The sequence below is a fragment of the Microcoleus sp. C2D2 genome (genome assembly GCF_036702495.1).
In the GTDB taxonomy this organism is placed as follows: domain Bacteria; phylum Cyanobacteriota; class Cyanobacteriia; order Cyanobacteriales; family Microcoleaceae; genus Microcoleus.
Window position 1 is genome coordinate 1 of sequence record NZ_JAUBTO010000150.1, and the last position, 19,172, is coordinate 19,172.

At 46.1% G+C, this 19,172-nt stretch carries 15 protein-coding genes and 1 pseudogene; 7 read left to right on the forward strand and 9 right to left on the reverse strand.

Features of this window, described 5'->3' with window-relative positions; all coding sequences use genetic code 11:
- Window positions 1-52: 52 nt before the first annotated feature.
- The 7 genes and pseudogenes from QUB61_RS31710 to QUB61_RS31735 all read right to left on the reverse strand — a co-directional run bounded on the left by QUB61_RS31710 (window position 53) and on the right by QUB61_RS31735 (window position 11,237).
- Entirely contained in the window at window positions 53-226 is a 174-nt protein-coding gene (locus QUB61_RS31710; RefSeq protein ID WP_333134083.1) for a hypothetical protein, read from the reverse strand.
- A 414-nt stretch (window positions 227-640) separates the two neighbouring features.
- On the reverse strand, window positions 641-1,120 hold the full coding sequence (locus QUB61_RS31715) for a hypothetical protein (protein ID WP_333134081.1): 480 nt from the start codon (window positions 1,118-1,120) through the stop codon (window positions 641-643).
- Window positions 1,121-1,582: 462 nt separating this feature from the next.
- Window positions 1,583-5,137 (reverse strand): AAA-like domain-containing protein, encoded by a 3,555-nt coding sequence (locus QUB61_RS31720; protein WP_333134079.1) that lies wholly within the window; start codon window positions 5,135-5,137, stop codon window positions 1,583-1,585.
- A 161-nt stretch (window positions 5,138-5,298) separates the two neighbouring features.
- Complete coding sequence (locus tag QUB61_RS31725; protein ID WP_333134077.1) at window positions 5,299-5,448, reverse strand: hypothetical protein; 150 nt, start codon at window positions 5,446-5,448, stop codon at window positions 5,299-5,301.
- Window positions 5,449-6,521: 1,073 nt separating this feature from the next.
- A complete protein-coding gene (locus QUB61_RS31730) occupies window positions 6,522-7,892 on the reverse strand; it encodes an AAA-like domain-containing protein (protein ID WP_333134075.1) in 1,371 nt (456 codons plus the stop codon).
- Window positions 7,893-8,072: pseudogene (locus QUB61_RS40190) on the reverse strand (hypothetical protein); the annotation flags it as partial.
- Window positions 8,073-9,404: 1,332 nt separating this feature from the next.
- Window positions 9,405-11,237, reverse strand: a complete 1,833-nt coding sequence (locus tag QUB61_RS31735) for a peptidase C14 (protein ID WP_333134073.1) — start codon at window positions 11,235-11,237, stop codon at window positions 9,405-9,407.
- A gap of 282 nt (window positions 11,238-11,519) precedes the next feature.
- On the opposite strand from QUB61_RS31735, the gene QUB61_RS31740 reads away from it, so the two are divergent.
- From QUB61_RS31740 to QUB61_RS31760, 5 genes are all read left to right on the forward strand, one after another.
- A complete protein-coding gene (locus tag QUB61_RS31740; protein WP_333134071.1) occupies window positions 11,520-12,221 on the forward strand; it encodes a V4R domain-containing protein in 702 nt (233 codons plus the stop codon).
- A 94-nt stretch (window positions 12,222-12,315) separates the two neighbouring features.
- Complete coding sequence (locus QUB61_RS31745; RefSeq protein WP_332960862.1) at window positions 12,316-12,582, forward strand: hypothetical protein; 267 nt, start codon at window positions 12,316-12,318, stop codon at window positions 12,580-12,582.
- Between the two features lie 170 nt (window positions 12,583-12,752).
- On the forward strand, window positions 12,753-13,220 hold the full coding sequence (locus QUB61_RS31750; RefSeq protein WP_333134069.1) for a phycobilisome protein: 468 nt from the start codon (window positions 12,753-12,755) through the stop codon (window positions 13,218-13,220).
- A gap of 50 nt (window positions 13,221-13,270) precedes the next feature.
- On the forward strand, window positions 13,271-13,933 hold the full coding sequence (locus tag QUB61_RS31755) for a V4R domain-containing protein (protein WP_333134066.1): 663 nt from the start codon (window positions 13,271-13,273) through the stop codon (window positions 13,931-13,933).
- A 242-nt stretch (window positions 13,934-14,175) separates the two neighbouring features.
- Window positions 14,176-15,342, forward strand: a complete 1,167-nt coding sequence (locus QUB61_RS31760; RefSeq protein WP_333134064.1) for a pentapeptide repeat-containing protein — start codon at window positions 14,176-14,178, stop codon at window positions 15,340-15,342.
- 17 nt (window positions 15,343-15,359) lie between these two features.
- On the opposite strand, the gene QUB61_RS31765 is transcribed toward QUB61_RS31760, so the two are convergent.
- A complete protein-coding gene (locus tag QUB61_RS31765) occupies window positions 15,360-15,830 on the reverse strand; it encodes a phycobilisome protein (protein ID WP_333134062.1) in 471 nt (156 codons plus the stop codon).
- Window positions 15,831-15,868: 38 nt separating this feature from the next.
- Complete coding sequence (locus QUB61_RS31770) at window positions 15,869-16,351, reverse strand: 2Fe-2S iron-sulfur cluster-binding protein (protein ID WP_332960857.1); 483 nt, start codon at window positions 16,349-16,351, stop codon at window positions 15,869-15,871.
- A 500-nt stretch (window positions 16,352-16,851) separates the two neighbouring features.
- On the opposite strand from QUB61_RS31770, the gene QUB61_RS31775 reads away from it, so the two are divergent.
- Together QUB61_RS31775 and QUB61_RS31780 are read left to right on the forward strand one after the other, a co-directional pair.
- Window positions 16,852-18,789 (forward strand): serine/threonine-protein kinase, encoded by a 1,938-nt coding sequence (locus tag QUB61_RS31775; RefSeq protein WP_333134060.1) that lies wholly within the window; start codon window positions 16,852-16,854, stop codon window positions 18,787-18,789.
- 41 nt (window positions 18,790-18,830) lie between these two features.
- Window positions 18,831-19,040 (forward strand): hypothetical protein, encoded by a 210-nt coding sequence (locus tag QUB61_RS31780; RefSeq protein WP_333134058.1) that lies wholly within the window; start codon window positions 18,831-18,833, stop codon window positions 19,038-19,040.
- The last annotated feature ends 132 nt before the right edge of the window (window positions 19,041-19,172 follow it).

The following is a 19,172-nucleotide window of genomic DNA, read 5'->3' on the forward strand; positions in this document are numbered from 1 at the left end:
ACAAAAAACTACATGGAAAATTAGTCGCATTTAACTGTAGCATATTTTGGGTTCAAGTTAAGATGCGTTTACCCTGCCTTGCTGTGCCACTACGCGCGTAAGCATCCCAAATGTCTCCTGTATCGTCAAGGTCTAGGAACACCCGTACATTTATAGGAACATCTGAAGTATTGGTAACTCTTAATTCAGAGCGGATGTAGCCGCCACCATCTGTGGTTCCGCTCACATCACTTACTTGTCCCCAATACGTATGCTCAAGTATAAAACCCGGACCCGCGTATTTATCTATTTTCTTGTCCGACAGTGTACGTCTCCCGGTTTTTAGCTCGCCTTGCGCTACCATTGTTGGTCTCCTTAGTAAATATTATTTGAAAGTTGAGATTTGAAAGTTGACAAAGGATAGAAGTGATATTTTATTTCCCTATATTTTAAGTGGTTGTCCAGTTCTATATGTATTATTCAGTGAACTGAAAACCTAAATTATCTCCTCATTGTCAAACTAATAGACAAGCAATTTCTGCTGTTTGAAAGCAACTTTGGTTAATAGAGTGGGCATTGCCCACTCTATCTGTCTAATACGCTGCGTAAGACCTCTTACTTATCGCTAAGCTTCGCTTTTAGGTTAAGTTTCGCTACGCTTCTACTTAGCCACCGTGGTTACTCTCGATTTGCTCTGATTAAATGGTCGGAAACTCTTATAATCAATCGTAACTTGTGGAGCAATTTTGAATGTGACTTCAAAATCTTCAGCGTATGCCACGCCAGCTTGATTAAAAACTCCCCACCAATAGCTGCTATGGGAAGTATCTTTCGGTTGAATAGTTCCTATCTCTATCCATCGGCTCTCCACAGAATTTCCGTGACCATCACGGACGTTAGCATCCCAAATGTCTCCTGTATCGTCAAGGTCTAGGAACAGCCGTACAGTTATAGGAACATCTGAAGTATTGGTAACTTTTAATTCGGAGCCGACGTAGCCGCCGCCATCTGTGGTTCCGTGTATATCCCACAGTTTTGCCCAATATGAATGCTCAATCTTAAAAGCTGGTCCCTCGTATACATCTGTTTTTCTGTTTCCCACTAAACCTTTCGCGGTTTTTATCTCGGTTTGGCCGGTCATTATTGGTCTCCTTAGTAAATACTTGAAAGTTGACAAAGGACAGAACTGATATTTTATTTCCCTGTGTTTTCAGGTTACTTCCCAGTTCTGTATGTATTATTCACTTCTTTAGCTCAACGAGAAATAGATAAAGTTGGTATGCTTGTGTAAAGTTATATTGCTAAAAAGCACCAATTACATAATTAGTTGCTTTTGTCAATATACTAAATTGGCCAATTAATGCCCCAACTAGAAGCTCAAGTTGGTTACAAGAGGCCCGATCGCGAATTACAGATACTAATTCAAGAGGGGAAGAAGAAAAAAGTTGTTAGTAGGAATTACAGATTGACAAAAAGCAAAAATTGTGCATATCAGGGGAGTTGAATGACTAATGTCCCTGAACGTTGCTATGCGGCGATCGCTCACGGCTGCTGTGCGATCGCACGTCTATATTGCTAAGAGTTTGGGAGTTGTTGGAGATGTCTATTGGGGAGATCGATCGCACAAATGCCTATCCTCCTCCTTCAAATCAGCATTCGTCCGCAAATAATCCCGCACCCAATCGCAACCCGCCGCTACCACCCGATCTAGCTCTACAGACTGCTCTAAATTCCACAAAATTACCGTTTTGTCCTCAGCAGCCGAGGCCAAAGTTTTGCCGTCAGGAGCGAAAGCTAATCCCTTCACCCCACCACTATGTCCAATCAGATTGGTCAGCAATGTGCCGTCAGACTTCCAGAGTTTAATTATTCCATCATTACTTCCTGTAGCGATCGTCTGGCTATCAGGGCTAAACGCTACACTCCAAATCCCAGAATCATGTCCCTTAAGCGTATGCAGTAACTTACCGTCACGACTCCAAAGTTTAGCCGTCCTGTCTTCACTCACCGAAGCAATCAATTCTCCATTAGGACTGAAAGCTACGCCAATCACTGTACTATTATGACCTTGAAGAGTCTTGATTAAGCTATCCTCACTTGTGACCTCCGATCGAGAATCTAGCTCGCGCTTGCGATTCAAAACCGAAGCCAAACGCCAAAGCTTAACTGTCTTGTCACCACTGCTCGATACAAGTGTCGAACCATCGGGACTAAAAGCAACCCCCCAAGTCCCAGCCGTGTGTCCTCTAAAAGTAGCGATTTGGGTGCCATCGACGCGCCAAAGTTTGATTGTGCGATCGCTACTCGAAGAAGCAAGCATCTGACCGTCAGGACTAAAAGGGACATTCCTAATACTACCCAGATGCCCTTTGAGACTATGAAGCAATGTACCGTCTTTCCTCCAAAGCTTGATTGATTGGTCTGCACCAACATTAGCGATCGTTTGACTATCTGGACTGATAGCAACTGAACTCGACCGAGGGCTTGGTCCTTTTAAGCGCCCATAGCTACTCCCGTCCTTGCGCCAGAGGATCGTCTCCTTCGGACTCGATGAAGCGATTAACTGTCCGTCGGGACTAAAAGCGATTCCCCAAATTCCCTCCGTATGTCCCCGCAGAACGGTCAGCAACCGATTGCGTAATTTCCACAGTTTTACAGTGCCATCCAAAGATGCAGAGTATAGTGTGTCGCCACTGGGACTAAATGCCAGATCTAGAATGCCACTATCATGACCTTTAATGGCATTCAACAAAGTACCGTCCTTGCGCCAAAATTTTAGCATCTTGTCATCAGAGCCAGAGACGACGATCTGCCCATTCGGGCTGAACGCTAGGGCGTTAATTGCCGCATCGTGTGCGGTGAAAGTCTTTAACAAACTGCCGTCACGCTGCCACAGTTGCAGCTTGCTGTCTCCATCGCCGGTTGCCAGGGTTTTGCCGTCAGGACTAAAGGCAATTGAGAAAACAGGAGATGGAATCCCTGAAAGTGTTTTCAATAACGTGCCATCGGGCTGCCAGAGTTTTAAAGTCCCGTTGTCAGCAGCCGAGACTATCAGCTTTCCATCTGGGCTAAAAACTACTGGTGTGTTGATTACGCCATGCTTCAAGGTCTTAAGCAATCTGCCATCGCTGCGCCAAAGTTTTATCGTACCGTCCCCACTAGACGAAACAATCAGTTTTCCGTCAGGACTAAACTTGACTTTGCCAGCTGCAGCTTTAAACCCTGTCAAAGTTTTTACGAGAGTGCCGTCACGTCGCCAGAGTTTGACGGTTGTGTCTCCGTTTGATGAAGCAATGAGCTGACCGTTGGGGCTGATGGCCACGCCTATAACTGGACCTTGATATCCTTTAAAGGTACGCAGCAACCTACCATCGCGCTGCCAAATCTGGACACCATTTCCGATTGTTGCCACAGCAATCATCTCGCCATCAGAACTGACACCTAATGCGTTTTTGACAGAGGCATCACCCGAAAAGCGGTTAAATTCAGCAGATCCATAAATTGACCGTCGTAAGGCTAACTCCACCATTGTTTCTGTCTGCGGGTCGCTTGGTGCCAAGTGTTTGAGTTCTCTTCCGGCTCTCAGCGCTTCAATTAAAGCATCTAACCTTTTCTCTAAGGCAAAGAGGGCTACCGAATATCTAGCCATTCCTTGAATTTTTTCTATTTCTTCATTGCGTTGGCTAGCGAGGGCTTTTTGGTACTGGAAGAAAGCGAATGTTCCCGCTGCGATCGCGATCGCTAAAGCGAACGAAAGTCCCGCAATCAAATAAGTTTGGCGTTTGGCACTTTTTTTCTTGAGCGCCAGCCTAGCTTCTACTTCTTTAAGACGTTCTGCTTCTAAAAATAATTGCAATTCTTGTCTGTCTACTTCTTGACTAGCTGCTAAAAACTGATAGTCCCAATCGCTCAAACTTTTACCTTGCGCCCACATTTGAGCGTCTTTTAAGGCTTGTCCGCGCAAGAGGCGGGAATTATCCTGTTGCCCTGAAGCTACCCAAGCATCAAACACCTGCGAGTAAGGACGCAATGCCGCTAATTTTTTTTCCACCCAGACAAGATTAAATACTTGTTGATAGATGCGATTTTTTACCTTTAATATTCCCTCGTGTCTAACGACTAAGCCACTAAGTAACAATTCAATCTGTTCTTGACTATCATCACTTTTTATTTCAATTCCTTCCCCAACTTTTTGATAAATGCCTAGAATTCTACCAGCCCGCTGACCGTTACGTTCAATGCGATCGCGAATAGTTCTCAGGTGCTCCGGTTCATCCTGCGATTCCCAACGCTCAATAATGCGAGTTTTGACCAAGTTCTCAATCCAGAACGATTCCGTACCTGGTGGAATAGGATTTAAGCCACTGTCCCCCATTGTCCGCTGACTCAATTGCACGACTAAATGACACAACTTCTGAGTCAGGAACGGTTGTCCAGCCGTCCACTCTAAAATCGCCTTCACAACCGATGCCGACTGTTCCCGCCTCATTTCCAACCCTTGAATTAAGGGAGTCACTTCATCCCACTCAAAACCTTTTAGTTCTACAGCTTGCCCAATATTGAACGGTGTCTTCGTTCTGTCTCGAATGAGATCCGAGGGAGTTGCTACCCCAAAAATGGCAAAGGTAATGCGTTGATATTCTGGGTCGATCGCCCGTTGGTTATAGCAGAAGCGAATTAAAGCAAAAAAGTCATCAATCGAAAAGTTAAGACCCAACAGACTATCAACTTCATCGATAAAGATAAACAACTGTTGTTGGGGAAACTGCACCAGTAGCAACTCCTCAATAAACAACCGCAGACGTTGCAGTAAACCGAGATCGTTGCGTTCTTGCCACCAAGTTTTCAGGTTTAAGGTTTCCAATAGCCCCAACTGTCGCCACAAGTCTCCGACCAATCCCTTGTACCATTGCAGCGGAGTAATTTGTTCGCTACCCACCACACTCAAATCGACTGCAGCGCAGCGAAAGCCGTCTTTTTCAAGGCGATGCTTGGTTCGCACCAGCAGTGAGGATTTGCCCATTTGCCGGGAGTTGAGGACATAGCAGAACTCTCCTCGCTTCAGGGCTTCATACAGTTGGAAGTCGGCTTGGCGCTGTACGTAACTAGGTGCATCAATGGTTAAACTGCCGCCTAGTTGATAGCTATTTTGGGACATAAAAAGCTGATTATTGAATTGCTTGCATTACTGTTTGACTACCCCTCATGTAATTCACCTTTCTGTTATCAACAGCAAATTATCATTGGGTTTGTATTAGTGGGATTGGTTGATGGTAATAGGACAAATAAGTAAAGTCAAATACCTGGTTATTTTCTTAGCTATAACTTGCGGTCTACCTTACCCACCCACAAGTATTTAATTGCTAATAACTTTTGGCGAATATAGCTTTGTTGATGTTGATAGTACAACTTTTGCCATAACACCCAGTTGGGGTCAATTTCCCGTAGCCTCTGAGTGCGATTTTTCATGATTTACGTCCAAAGCTAAATTTTTCCACTTTAAATTATCCATCAAAATTTGACTGAACGCTCATACTTAGCTTTTCTAAAGAGTAGATCCTCTGAGTATTATCGCTTAGTTCCCCCTTGTGGGCTGACAACAAGCGCGCATAAGTTGTCCGCCCCCAAATACAAAATCTTCTGGCGGGAAGCGAGTAAGCCGTCACATTAAAAATTTTGAAGATGAGCTCAGCGTGGTGCTATTTCTCAGACAACCGGATGAATTGATACTTAACAGAAGCGGGGACAAAATTTATCTAAAAATAAAAAAATATTTTGAATCTTAGTCATGTCACTGGGCAAACTATGAAGACTCATTACGCCAATAAAAATGAGCCTTTGGTAATTGGTTATATCCCAACCATCCTCCAGAGTTTGCTTGGTGAAACTCTACCGAGATAAAATTAGTCGATGGACAACGGGGCGAGTCTGTCAAGAGCAAAATTTATCAATAAATATTCCGTCGTTTCAAAAACACCTACCTTAATTGGGATGACATCAAAGAGAAATAATCCCTAGAATATATTGACAATGTCCATCGTTGCTGCAGACATTTATTTCTAGCTTAAGGGTTGTTTAGAAGAGCAGGTGATTTGGTCCAAGGTAATTTGGTCGCCTAACCATTGAATTCTAAAAAGAATTTTAGAGGAAATCCTTGTAGATAATTTTGTTTCCGAGAGCATTTCTTTTTCTGAAGGTAAGAGGATGTTTTAAAAGTTCGGAAAAACTTCCCGTTCTCTCTGGTGTTGTCGGTGAATGACGAGATTGTGGAAAAACTGATTCGGTTAGCACCGGATTTCGAGAACTGGGCAACTACGGTTTAGTTTGCGATCGCCACTGAGAATCTGCTGGTTGACTTACAGCAGAGAACCTAACTCCATCATCATTATAAATTCTAGCAGGTTGGTGCGATCGCGCAGAGAAATTCCTTGACCCAGAACTTCCTTGAGTTTAGACTACGATGGCAAGGAGGGACGAGTTGGGGAGAAGTAATCAGGGTTAAAAACTAGGCTAGGTTCGCGTGTATTAATCGCCAATAAAACTCACATCTCTGGAAGGGACGTGAGATCGTACAGACTGCGGAAGTAATCTCGATATAGCTCACAGCTAACAGTTAATTGATTCTCGATAATCTGCACCAATCCTAAACTTTCCAACTTAAAGGTCGCTTCCATATCTAACTGAGTTGGAGCCGTTAAAACCTGCTGAAAAGCTTCAGCTAACTGAGGATTTTGCTGAAGTTTCCACAACAGATATTGAAAATTTTTTTGATAAATCTCCATAGCAATTGTAGCATCTTGCAGAAAGGTTTTTATATGAATATTTAAGCGACTACTTTGATACAAAGCTAGTCGGATTAAATACGGAAAGCCACCAGTCAGCTTCATTAACTGCTCAAGTTCAGGTGTCGTGAGTGGAAGTTGGTGACGTTGAGCTAAATCCTGCACCTGTTCTTGGTTAAAGGTCGGCAGCTCGACCGCCAATCCTACATTAAACGGAGAGCGATTAGTGGGTAAGGGAATGTAAACTTCAACCGAATGAGCGAGCACCACTCGTAACTTTTGCCAAACAGAATTGTCCTTTGTTTCCTCATACCAGGAACGCAACAAAACGAAAAAATCACCAGCGAGTTCTGGATACTGAAATAATTGGTCGATGCCATCTAGTGCTAAAACAATAGGGTTAGAGATTTCCTTAAGGATATAACCTTGAAAATAAATCGTGCTGTTAATCAAAGATCCCATATCCTCGTCCCAATAGTCATTTAATCTAGATTCCAAACCCAACTGTTTAGCGACATTGTTACAGAACCAGCGTAAGAAGCGATCGCTAGCAGCAAATACCTGTGTGCCGGCGGAACGTAAGCTAAGTCTCACTGTGTGGTAATTTTGACTCCTCCCATAATCCAGAATTCGTGCGATGAGGGAAGTCTTCCCCATCTTCCGAGGTGCTTTAATGCGAATGAATGCACGGGGTTGGAGAATTTCTTGATAACAGGTTTGTTCGATAGTCTGTCGCTCAATGTAGAGGCCCGAAGCGACGGGAACTTGTCCTTCTGGAGATTCTAGAACGTAGTGTTCTGCAGTCAAGCCCGCCGTCGGCATTGCTGTTGTTGCCTCAGTTGGCTGAGGATTGTTGTGATTTACAAAATGCTGTGCTAGCAGCGCCGGTAAATTTGTTTTATTAACTTTTTCACCCATCGCCTGTGAAAGCAACTGCCATAATTTAGGCGCAACTGAAAACTTAATATAGCTTTCAGAGTATTTATTTTCTTCAGCAATTTGAGCGTAACTTTTTTTTTGTTCAAGGAGAGATTCTCGCAACAATACCTTTTGAATATAGTTAAGCGACAACCCTGTTTCTGTAGCAACTAAAAGTATCGCAAATTCAACAAGTTTTTCAATTTTTTTCATTCAAATAGCAATTGGGTAGGTTAGAATATTCAAGGTTCGATTGGGTCTGAGCCACTGCTTCTGTTGGCAAGTTAACCCTTGAGGGTCTGTAAAGCAGGCTCCTTTGACGCGACAACCAGAGTCATCAGAACCTATTAGCTGAGTATCTTGCAAATTGGCGTGTCTGAGCTCGGTCTTAACTAGATTGGTATCTCGTCAGACCTATCCCTATTGATCAGCTTGAAATAGAAAGGCTCGTTTTAGAGCAGCACGGCTTAAGTCAGCGCCCACTAAATGGGCTAACTAAGTGGGCAATTCGGCTTAAAATTGGTTCCGTCAAATCAGCATATCTCAAATCATATCAAGTCCGCGAGCACTGTGCTGGGTAGAGTGGGGGTGCGATCGCAATTAGCAGTAGAAGAGGGCCACCAATGAAAGAAAGTTAAACCATCGATCGAGTCTTGCTGTTGAAGCAAGCGCCGACAGTGCTCGAATAGCACAACTTCAAGCTCATCCAACGACTCAAAGGAGCGATTGGCAATTGGTTAATTGGTGAGAAGCCACAAACGTTAAGCTGGCTGTAATTGTGGGGAATAAGCAGGAAGAAACAGCAAGTAAAGTGATAATTTGGTAACGAGTCCGCTGGCATTGGATTAGATGCGGAACGGTAGCGGCGAGGCGAGTTCTTCTACTCTACTGAGAGATGTGGTTCGATGACCAGACGCACGGGCTCATAATTGTGCGATCGCACGATCGATTAACTACACCCCATTATACCCAGGACAGTAGCACCGGACGTGATATCAGATGACTTAATTGCGTTTTTCCTCTCTGTTTCGGCTATAAATTTCTCTCAGTTTGTTGTTGCTCGTGCCTATTTTTGGAAGAGACTTTTACGCTCATGCAAACCGGGTGGGTACTTTTCTCGCTTGACACCTTTTATGCCAAATCTGCTGTCACTATTTTTTCTCATATAGCGAGGAAATATGCTTTCATTAGCTTTGACTACAAAATGATATTTCCTTGTTATTTATTGTAGCGTAACAGCGGAACTTGCTATAAATCTTGCCCAATTTGCTTGGTACTAAAGTTGAAATTAAGTATAAATTAACCTGACAAGCTGAAGTTATAAAATACCAAAATTAAGTATTTTAATTGCACATTAAAATTAACTCCTTTAGGACTTGTGCATCAACTTTTTTTTTAAATATACCTACAGGCATCCTTATGGTAAAAAAAACTGGTTTTTGACTTGGGAGGGGCGGGTTTATGCAGCTCCGCGACGTGAATTAAAAATCTTAATTAATCCGCCCCTCCGATATATTTTACCTATAAAAAAGAAGCGAGCGGACAGCATATAAAATCCCCGGGCGCCGCATTTGCCCACAAGAAATGGTGAATTAAATTATTGGTTTTAAATTATCGCTCTGTAGGTGTCATCTTGCAGTGTCAAGAGGTAGCCAGCGATCGACCTATCTGGGCTTTGTAGCTAAGATAATTTCCCGGTGGAAAACCGGGAAATTATCAACTAAATCAACCTTTTTTCTGGCCTTGCAACTTAGTTTTCCAATTGGTGATATTCTTCTGAGCCTGCTGATAGCTCTTAGTACCCGACGGCACAAGCGAAGCAGCTTCAACAGCCTCTTTCAGCTTTCCTTGAGAGCCGCGCAACTGAGCAATTTTGAGAATTGTTTCGCTCCACTGTCCAATCAACTGCTGAGCTTCTTCATACTTCGGCTCACCGGGCTGAATTTTATTAGCTTCCTGGATGCCTTTACTGTAAGAAGAGGCAGCCCCCCGCTTAATTTGACCCTTAGCAGCCGATAGCAAAGCAGCATTTACAGTTTGGCTTTTGGATAGCTCCTCCCATTGAGCGATCGCCTCTTTCGACTGATTGTAAACTGGCTCATTGACATCAGGCATCAATTTAGCCGCGCCGATCGCCCCCTGGAAATCGCCCCGAGCAGCCCGGCCGTTAGCTATATCCAAAATCGTTAAACTCCAGCGCTCAATATCCTCCTGAGCCCGCGGGTAGAGCGGATCGTTAGGCGGAATCGTTCGAGCCTTAACCACTGCTCTATTAAAACTAGAAGCCGAACCATCCTTAAGGAAAGTTTTCGCCTCAGCCCGCACCTGCTCGCTCGATGGTGGCTGCTTGGTTCCCGTCCCTGCTGGCAGCGCCAGCGGTTGGTTCTGCGACACCCCAGCACCAGCAGAGTTTTGAGATCCAGGGTTTTGGGCATTTTCAGCAGGCGATCGAGGATCTCCTTCCTTTTGACCCAGAAAAATTGATCTGTTCGTCAAAAAAACACCCAACAGCAGCACCAAAGCCGTAGCTGAGCTCCACAAAATTAGCTGTTGCAAAAAAGACTTATCCGACCCCCCGTTATCCTGAGCCTCCGGCTTTTGCAACGAAGGTCGATCGCCCCCGCGATCGTCCGTGCCCACAGCATTCGGCTGCGACACAGGCGGCATATCAACAGACGAATCCTGAGCGTTGCGAACTGCCTCCGGCAGCTCCATTCGAGCCGTAGCCGTCGCCATTTGCGGGCTATCGAGTCCATCAGCCGCATTTACCGTCATATTGCCATTGCGTCCTGCCAATACAGCAGTTGGCAGCCCAGAAGCATCCGGCAAAATCACCAAATGAGCCTTTCCGGGAGGATTCACCACCATCAAAGGTTCTTGTTTGGGACGCAAATGGTGGTCGCACAGCTCCGGCAGCCGATCGCTCAAAAAACGGTCTAAACCCTTAAGGGTCGTGCACTGTCCCGAGCGCAGCCCCTCCAAAAGCGCCGTCGTAAAAAACCCCTGACGCAGAGCCGAAGTTTCCCGCGAAACTTGATTCGGGCGGCAAGAAAGCACCGTCGGGATTTCCAGTTCCCGCGCCAGCTCTGCCGTTTGAGAGCCGATCGTTTCCCCCGCTTTCACAATCTGGCTGCGGTTCATATCAACCAGCACCAATACCGTTTCCGTAGGAGCGTTTTTCAGAGTATTCAACAGCACCTCTACCGGAATCCCCGTACCCTGAATGTCAGCCGGATTGCCGTCTACCGGCATCAAATAATCCTTGCCTTCATAGCTGACACCGTAGCCGCTAAAAAAACACCAGAGTAAATCTCCCTGTTGCAGATGTTCAGCGCACAGGCTTTGGGTCAACCTCAGAATATTTTCCCGATTCGGATACGTGGATTGACCCCACAGCGACGGCGAGCTATCGGTCATCAGCAGACATCCATCCGGCGCAAAACCCGCCTCAGAAGTCAAAAAACCGTACAGTGCCTCTGCATCCTCTTGGGCATAACTCAAAGGCTGGAGTAACTGATATTGATTGATGCCTATTGCAATACAAGCGTGATGTTTCATCCCCATATGCCCTATATATATAATGGACAGCTTGCACAAAACGATAACACATAGCCGTTTAAGGTTATACCCACTTTCGCCCTCCGTCAGATAGCAGTTGTCCCAAGGCAGAAGCCCCAACAAGCGCCCAAATTTAGCATCCTAGAATTTTAACTTTTTATATTGCAGTAAAAAATTATACCCTGTGCCTGCCTTTAGAAAAATGACGTTAAATTGGATACACAGCCCCGTCTATTTGACTCTAATTTTCAGCAAACTACACCAAAAAGGAACAACCCGCCAATGGTCTCTACCGCCCAAAAAGAAATCTCCCCCCACCGCGAATCGCTACTGAAGCAAAAGCATCCTAAAACGCATAGCCACTATAGGTTTAAGGATTTTTTTGCCTTCGATAGCCAGAGGGGTACAATTGACGACTGGAATGAGTCCCGCAACATTTTTACCAGCGAAGACTTCATTATCGGTTTGGTGGAGGGACTCGAAGAAGAAGTAGGCCCGGCTTCCTCTGTCATCATGTATACTATTGGTTGCCAGTGGGGACTGCAAGATTCCGAATTTTTTCAAAAATGGTTTAGTGCCGAATACAGCCAGAACATTCGTCAGTCAAATCTGATGTTTCTGCTAGAAACTTGGTGGTGGCCCTTCACGGCTCAAGGTTGGGGCCGCTGGGAAGTGGACATGAGCGATCGCAAACACGGGTGCATCTTCATCAACCTCTTTGACTCAGCAGTTGCTCGCACTTTGGGCGACGTAGGCAAACCGGTTTGTCACCTATACGCCGGTTTGTTCGCCGGTTTCTTCGGCTCTCTAGTCAAAAAGCCTCTGAGCTGCATAGAACTCCAATGTTACTCAATGGGAGAAACCTATTGCAAGTTCCTCCTCGGCAACCCAGATAAAATTGATGCAGCAGCATTCTGGCTCAACGAAGGTGCCAACGCCCGCGATATTCAAAATCGGGTGCAACACGGTGAAATATTGCGGTAAACAACCTGGAAAGGCACATCCCCTGCCCTGCCTTTCCTCCCACCAATTTCGCGATCTATAGTGCGATGGTGGGCCTCTCCAGGCAGGAAGAAAGATGAAAAGTCAAACTTCATGGTTGGACAAGTCTGTCCAAGACTTCTTTGGTCACTATAATTGGCTGGGAAAACCTTTAGAAACCCCAAATGGCTCGACCCCCGGTCAAGTTCTGACTTTAACCCAGCCAGTCGCAGACTTTTTTCAAGCTATCTCTTGGGAAGGAATTCCCGAAGTAGGCGCCCTACCCCTACCGCCACCCTTGCCAGTAATTTCTATTTCTGAATCAGCCGAAGTCACCATTGACGATCTATTCGACCTGTTTTAATCAGTGTGGGGAATGGAAAATAAAAAATAGGGCAATCCCTCATCCATCTTCCCTCACCCCTCTTTCCTCATCCCTCAAAATCCATTAGTTAAATCGGTTAAATCCCGTACACTGCTCGTTGCCGAACTTCCTTCCTTTTATCAATTACCGATTACCACTTAATTAAAATCATGCACCCTGAGATTGAGGCGCTGCTGGATCAGGCAGAAAGCCGCTTTTTAAAAGGCGAAGAACTCATCGCTTTTAAGCGTCAAGCTGCAACCCTTGCCCAGCGCTTAAAAATTTACGAATTTTTGCGAGAGAAGGAAGCAAGCATCTTCCAACCAGTAGCCGACAAGCTACAAGAAACATTCCCCGACGAAAAACAAGAAACCTTAGAACGATCGCTCAAACACTGGGTGCTAGTCTTGCGGTACTGCGCTATGGCTATGCTGCTGAACGATCGAAATTTTCTCGAACAGCGCCTCCTAGACTGGCTTTCCGGCATAGTGGAAGCCCACCAAACTCAAAAGATCGAAGCAACTGTTTGCAATCTGCTGCAAACTCGTTTAAAAGAACTGCTTTCCGAGCAAGCCCGGACTATATTGCAACCATTTTTCGACCAAGCGCAGTCAATTATTGACCAAGGTAATAAATAATCAGTTTTCTTCCCAATTCCCAATTCCCAATTCTCAATTCTCAATTCCCGATGATTAATATTGCCGACTTACTCAAACAGCCCCGACTCCCAGGAAACTACTTTGCCAGCGATGCCTACGTCCGAGGCGACCTCGAACTCGGTCTGCTCGAAAACCGCCGGGGCGATCGGCTCCTAGCGCTCCCTGAAACACTGATTCAAGCCATTTATATCGGCTTAGAACAAGAAACAGGTCAAGCCTCCCACCTGGTGCTTTTCAACTGCGGTCGCTGGTGGGGTAAAAACTTCTACGTGCGTTTTTGCGAAGAAGTCAGCGAATACTACGGTCAGCCAGTTTCCGAAATGGAAATGGTAGAATTTCTTCAGTGCTTGCAACAGTGCTGGAAAACTCACGGATGGGGAACATTTGAGCTTGACCCCAGCTATTCCGAACATGGATTTTTAATAGTAAAAATTGCTAACTCTCTTTTTGCTAAAACAGCCCCTAAGTCTAAGCGGCCAGCCTGTTTTCTAGAAGCAGGTATTTTAAGTTCGTTTTTTAGTCAGCTCACAGGTCGAGAACTCCACTGCCTGCAAACCTCCTGCGAATCCTTGGGTTCGGACTGCAACCGCTTTATTTTAGGGCTGCGCGATCGCCTCCAACCTGCTGATTCTCTGGTCGAAGAAGGAAAAGACCATGAAGCTATTCTCAGTGAACTTTTCGCAAAAAACTGACTTGTTGGACAGCTATTAGTTTGTTGCTAATAGCTGTAAAATTGATTGATAGGCAGCCATCTGCTCCACCGTATCATCAAAAGTGTGAGTTAAATTATAAAAAATCTACTGAGTTAAAAAATCCGGTTTTAGCTAATTAAAGAAAACCTGATTATAACTAGCAGCTAGACAATTCATAACTTACCCGAGAAACTCATAAAATTTAAAAGCAATCACAACCTCAAACATTTTGCTAGAACTTAATGGACGCCAATGAACTTCTAAATAGATATGCAGCCGGCGAAAGAGATTTTAGACTGGCCAATCTGCGCGGCATTGTGTTGAGTCCGATCGATTTATACCGTTCCAGCGATGCCCCAACTCTCATTTTGGCAAACCTCAACCAACACCAGCAACGACCCTACTTAATCGGTGCTAACCTCAGCGGGGCCGACCTCACCAAAGCCCATCTGAGCCGAGCAAATCTCAGCAAAGCTGACCTCAGCGGAGCCAACCTCACCGGCGCCAACCTCATGGCAGCAAGTCTGAGCGGCGCCAATCTCATCGGCGCCAATCTCACCGACGCCAACCTAGCCGGATCTCACCTGAATTGGGCAAACCTGACCGGAGCAATCCTCCCCAAGGCAAATCTCATAGGTGCAGATATGAGCGCGGCTAACCTCACCAAAGCCGTTCTCACTGAGGCAAATCTCAGTAAAGCCTATCTGATTAAAGCCAATCTCAACGGGGCAAACTTGAAAGGTGCTTACTTAAGTCTAGCGAGTCTCAAAGAGGCAGACTTGACTGAAGCACAGCTCACCGGAGCCGAATTATCCACAGCTAACCTAGCCGGAGCCAACTTAACCCGTGCTAACCTCAGCAAAGCCAACCTGTTGAAAGCTAACCTCAGGCGAACTAACCTCACTCAAGCCTATTTAAACGGCGCGTGCTTGAGCGGATCAGACCTCAGCGAAGCTTGCTTGGATAGAGCCAATTTGTGCAAAGCAGACCTGAGCAATACCTACCTGAGAAACATTACTTTGAATGGCAGCCACTTAAGCGGTATTAACCTCAGGGGGGCCGAACTCAGCGGTATAGACTTGAGCCGCAAGCTTTTAACTGGAATCAATATGGCAGAGGCATTGTTGAACGAAGCCAACTTGAGCGGCGCTTATCTAATGGAAGCTAACTTGAGCGGGGCAAACCTCAGCAAAGCCAACTTGAGCCTAGCGTATCTGATCAAAGCCGACCTTTCTAATTCTTGCCTGCATGAAATTAACTTGAGCAAAGCTAACCTGAGTCAAGCCAACTTGCAGAAAGCTGACTTGACAGGAGCCAACCTGCGGGGAGCCATTCTCACTGAGGCGGATTTGAGGGGAGCGCAGTTGATGGGAGCCACTCTTCCTAACGGCAAAGTTTATCGCCGTTAACGTGTCAATCCCCTTGATTATTTGCCCAGTAAAGTGCGGTTGATGTCCAGAATCGGAAAAAATAGGTTCGTTTCTTCCACAGTGAGATATTTTTTGAGTACCTTTTTCATCACATCGTAGGTCACGTTCGCACTATTTCGAACTTGAACAGCACCTAACATAGTTTGCAACCAAAGCAGCAGCCGATCGCGCAACCGTTCAGTATCATTAATCAACAGTGCAGCAGCCGAATGCCTCAACACCCGCACAATATCTCCACGGCACTTTTCAGTGACATCGTTAGCCCCGCGGCGAAATAAACTAGGGTCGAGAGACTGCATTTGTGCTTCCACTTGCCGCATAATTTCTGTTTCAGAGGCTTGAAGTTTTTTATAAGCACTCATCCGGTGATTCAAAGACTGAAAGTAGTCTTTCAAAAATTGGAGTTCTTCAGCAGTGGCGTAGCGTCCGTCTGCTTCCGTGCTCAAACGCGCAAGTTGGCTCAACATAGATTTTTCTCTACTACTAAAATACAAACACATCAATTTTAAGCTTCTTTAGTTCGAACTAAATACTGTCCTACTTGGAAGCGGGTTTCATTAAGCTGTGTAACGAGCGAACGAGTAATTAACTTTCCCGATTCTACAACTACTTTACCCGTAATTGGGTGTAATAAATCTTGCTGGGCCCGACGGCCGATCAGAGCTTCGACATTTTCAATAGCATTAATGTACATCCCCGCAGGCAACTGTACAACCACACCCTCGCCCATAATTTGAGCCTGACAAGCAAGTCGCGAATTGGCTTTAGCTGTAGTAATGACTTCCAACGTCCTCCTCTCGCGGCGGTTCATGTCAGACAAGCCTTCCATGCCTTCTTTAATGTAAACGTGGCAGGTAGCGCACATTCCCCGCCCCCCGCATTCCTTGAGAACGTCTAAGTCTTTGGAAAGTAAGGCCGACAGGATATTCGAGCGGGTTTCGACTGCCATTTCCTCGGCAATTGGATCTAGTTTAATAATTTTAACCATATTGATTTTTGCTGCTGTCAAGTTCAGTATTTAGCAAGTACGGTCGAGATATTCAAAGCAAAAGAAAATTTTGCTAACACTCAAAAAGGTTAAGATGCCTTGACGACTGCATCGGCTTCTGGCTCTCAAACCTAGATTGCATAACCGCGCTTCTGTTTTGGTCATCGCTGCCCGTGTCGCCCCGATTCCCGAGCTTAGCCTTGAAATGCTAAAACCTTAGACGCTTCCTGGACGGTCTTGAAAAAACTGTAATAGTCGCGATCGACTAAAATAGCAGCCACAGGTAGTTCCAGATCCGGCACCCGAATCCGGCAAGATTGATAGTGATTCCGAAACTCAATAATTTTAGTAGGTGCTACTGTGCGATCGCTCTCAAGGAGGCTGAGAATGAACCTGAGATAACATAGGCTGTACCTGGCGAGGGATTCAAAAATTTGAATTTTTGTCAGAATTATTTACATATTTTAATACTAGCTCAAGCTTTTTCTATAATTAGACCGATGCAACATTCTAAGTACCGCATTTTAGGGCTAGTCGGACAAGGACAATTTGGTCGAGTCTTTTGTGCCAGCGTTCGAGAAGCTCCCGCCCAGGACTCCCGCCTCACCAGCCAACTGGTTGCTCTCAAAGAACTTAGTCATCAAAAAGCCCCTACTAGCGAATTCTTGCGAGAGCTGTGGTTTCTGATCACCTTGCAGCACCCGAACATTGTTACCTGCCGAGCTCTAGAACACACAGCTACAGGCAGGTACTTGGTTATGGACTACTGCGAGGGAGGAACCCTCCGCAACCTGCTCAAACAAGACCGCCCCTTGCGGCTGCTCGAAGGTTTGCAGCTAGTCATGGAAGTTTTAGCAGGCTTAGACTACGCCCACCGCCGAGGCGTAGTTCACTGCGACATCAAACCCGAAAATATCCTCCTAACTTTAGGTTCCAAAGGTTGGTCGCCCCGGCTGTCTGACTTTGGCATCGCGCGTCGGCTGCCAGAAATTGGTACCACTCGCCTCCACCAAGAAATTTCTCCCGACGCTACCGTAGGTTCCCCCGCTTACATGGCCCCAGAGCGGTTTTACGGCCTTTTTTCCCCGATGTCAGATATATATGCAGTAGGAATTCTGCTGTTTGAATTGCTAATGGGCTACCGCCCTTTCGGGGGAACCCCCGGAGACTTGAGGTGGGCGCACCTGAATCAACGCTTGCAATTTCCCGACGCCATCCCCGAACCTTTGCAAGCAATAGTCAAAAAATCTTTAGAAAAGCTGCCAGCCCGCCGTTTTGCCAGTGCTTCCCAAATGGCTCAAGCTCTGCGGCTGATCATGTACGACCCCGCTGTCAGGCAATTGGGCGACTGCATTATTCCTTGGGAAAACCCCACAACCAGTGGTGATAAAAGTCTGAAGTCGGAAACTGAGTCTTTGCTGGAAGTTGAAGAGGAAAAAGCATCAGAGTCGGCTATTAATTTACTTCGGACTGTGCGCTATTCGCTTTCTTCGCCAAAGCCACTGATACTTCCTGCACCGTTGACCGCTTTAATTGCCACTGAAACGTATCTGTATGCTGCTGTAGGTACAGAGGTGAAGGTTTGGTGTCAGCCGGGAAAACAGCTAGTTACAGGAGAAATGTCTACTTCTATTTCATTAATGCCGGAAATCGTGCGCGGCATTTTACCTGCTTCCCACGGCTGCTGCGTTCTCACGGAGCAAAAACTTTACTGGCTCAACGAGGACTCTTGGGAGCCTCAGTGCCTGCTGGATATGGGTTTCAGGCAAGGTTCAGATGCTTTTAAAGCTGCTGTTGACTCTCACGGCAACTGGTTGACAGTAGCGGTTCCGGGCGAACTGCGTTTTTATTCTTTAGCTGCCAACAGCACTGCAGGCGATCGGGAAAAAGCCTTGAAGCTAATCGCTACTGTGCCGTTACCGGAACACTATTTACCAGAATTAATTTTTTTGGATCGGCGACACGTCTTAGCAGTTTGGCCGGACAACGAACCAAAAAATCCCCAAACTATTTTTAGAGTTTACACTCGCCGCGGCACGCCGGTGGGTTCTGTACGGTTGTCTGCCAGCCTCGGACAGATGCTGTTGACACCTGAGCCTTATACTTTGCTGGGAATTCCCCAAGGTGGTAAAGCGGCGGTGCTGTTGATGAAATTGTGGCCGCTCAAGGTAGCGCGAATTCCCCTTGAAAGTTTGCCCGTGTCTGCTTGTGTGGCTAATTGGGGATGGGTGTTGGCAGATGTTGGGGGGCAGATAGAAGTGTTAAACAGTCAAGGGATTCAAGTAGGGAATTTTAGCAGCCCCGCCTCACCCCGGGCGATCGCTTCTTGGGGGAATAGAGGTTTGGTGATTGCTGTCAATACTGAGGAAGAGAGTCACTTGCACTTTTTAGATGTAGATGTTGAGGATACCAACTCGCCCTCGCTCATCAAAGGCTGATAAGTGGGGTAACGCTGGGTGTTTCGGGGTTGCTGTAATTAATGAGAGTCTGGTTGCGGGGGATTTATTTAACAGGAGCCGTCAGCGGGGGGGCGATCGGGTCAATCGCAGACCCAACCCTACCGAGCCTCAAGTCCAGCGAAGGCAGAGACTACTTATATAGGACTCAAATTCAGCAACTAGCAACTTGTGCGATCGTGAAGGGGGCGATAGAGGCGAACATTCTCACGAACGCCTTACCTCCTTTGTAAGTCCCAGGATCATTCACCTCTGAAGGATTCTACATACCCTTGAGGACAGACCCGACCAAAAACCCTATTGGGGGGTCAAGAAGCAGCCCCTTGCCCTAAAGAGGAATCAGCCAGCGGAGGCCCAAGCAGTGC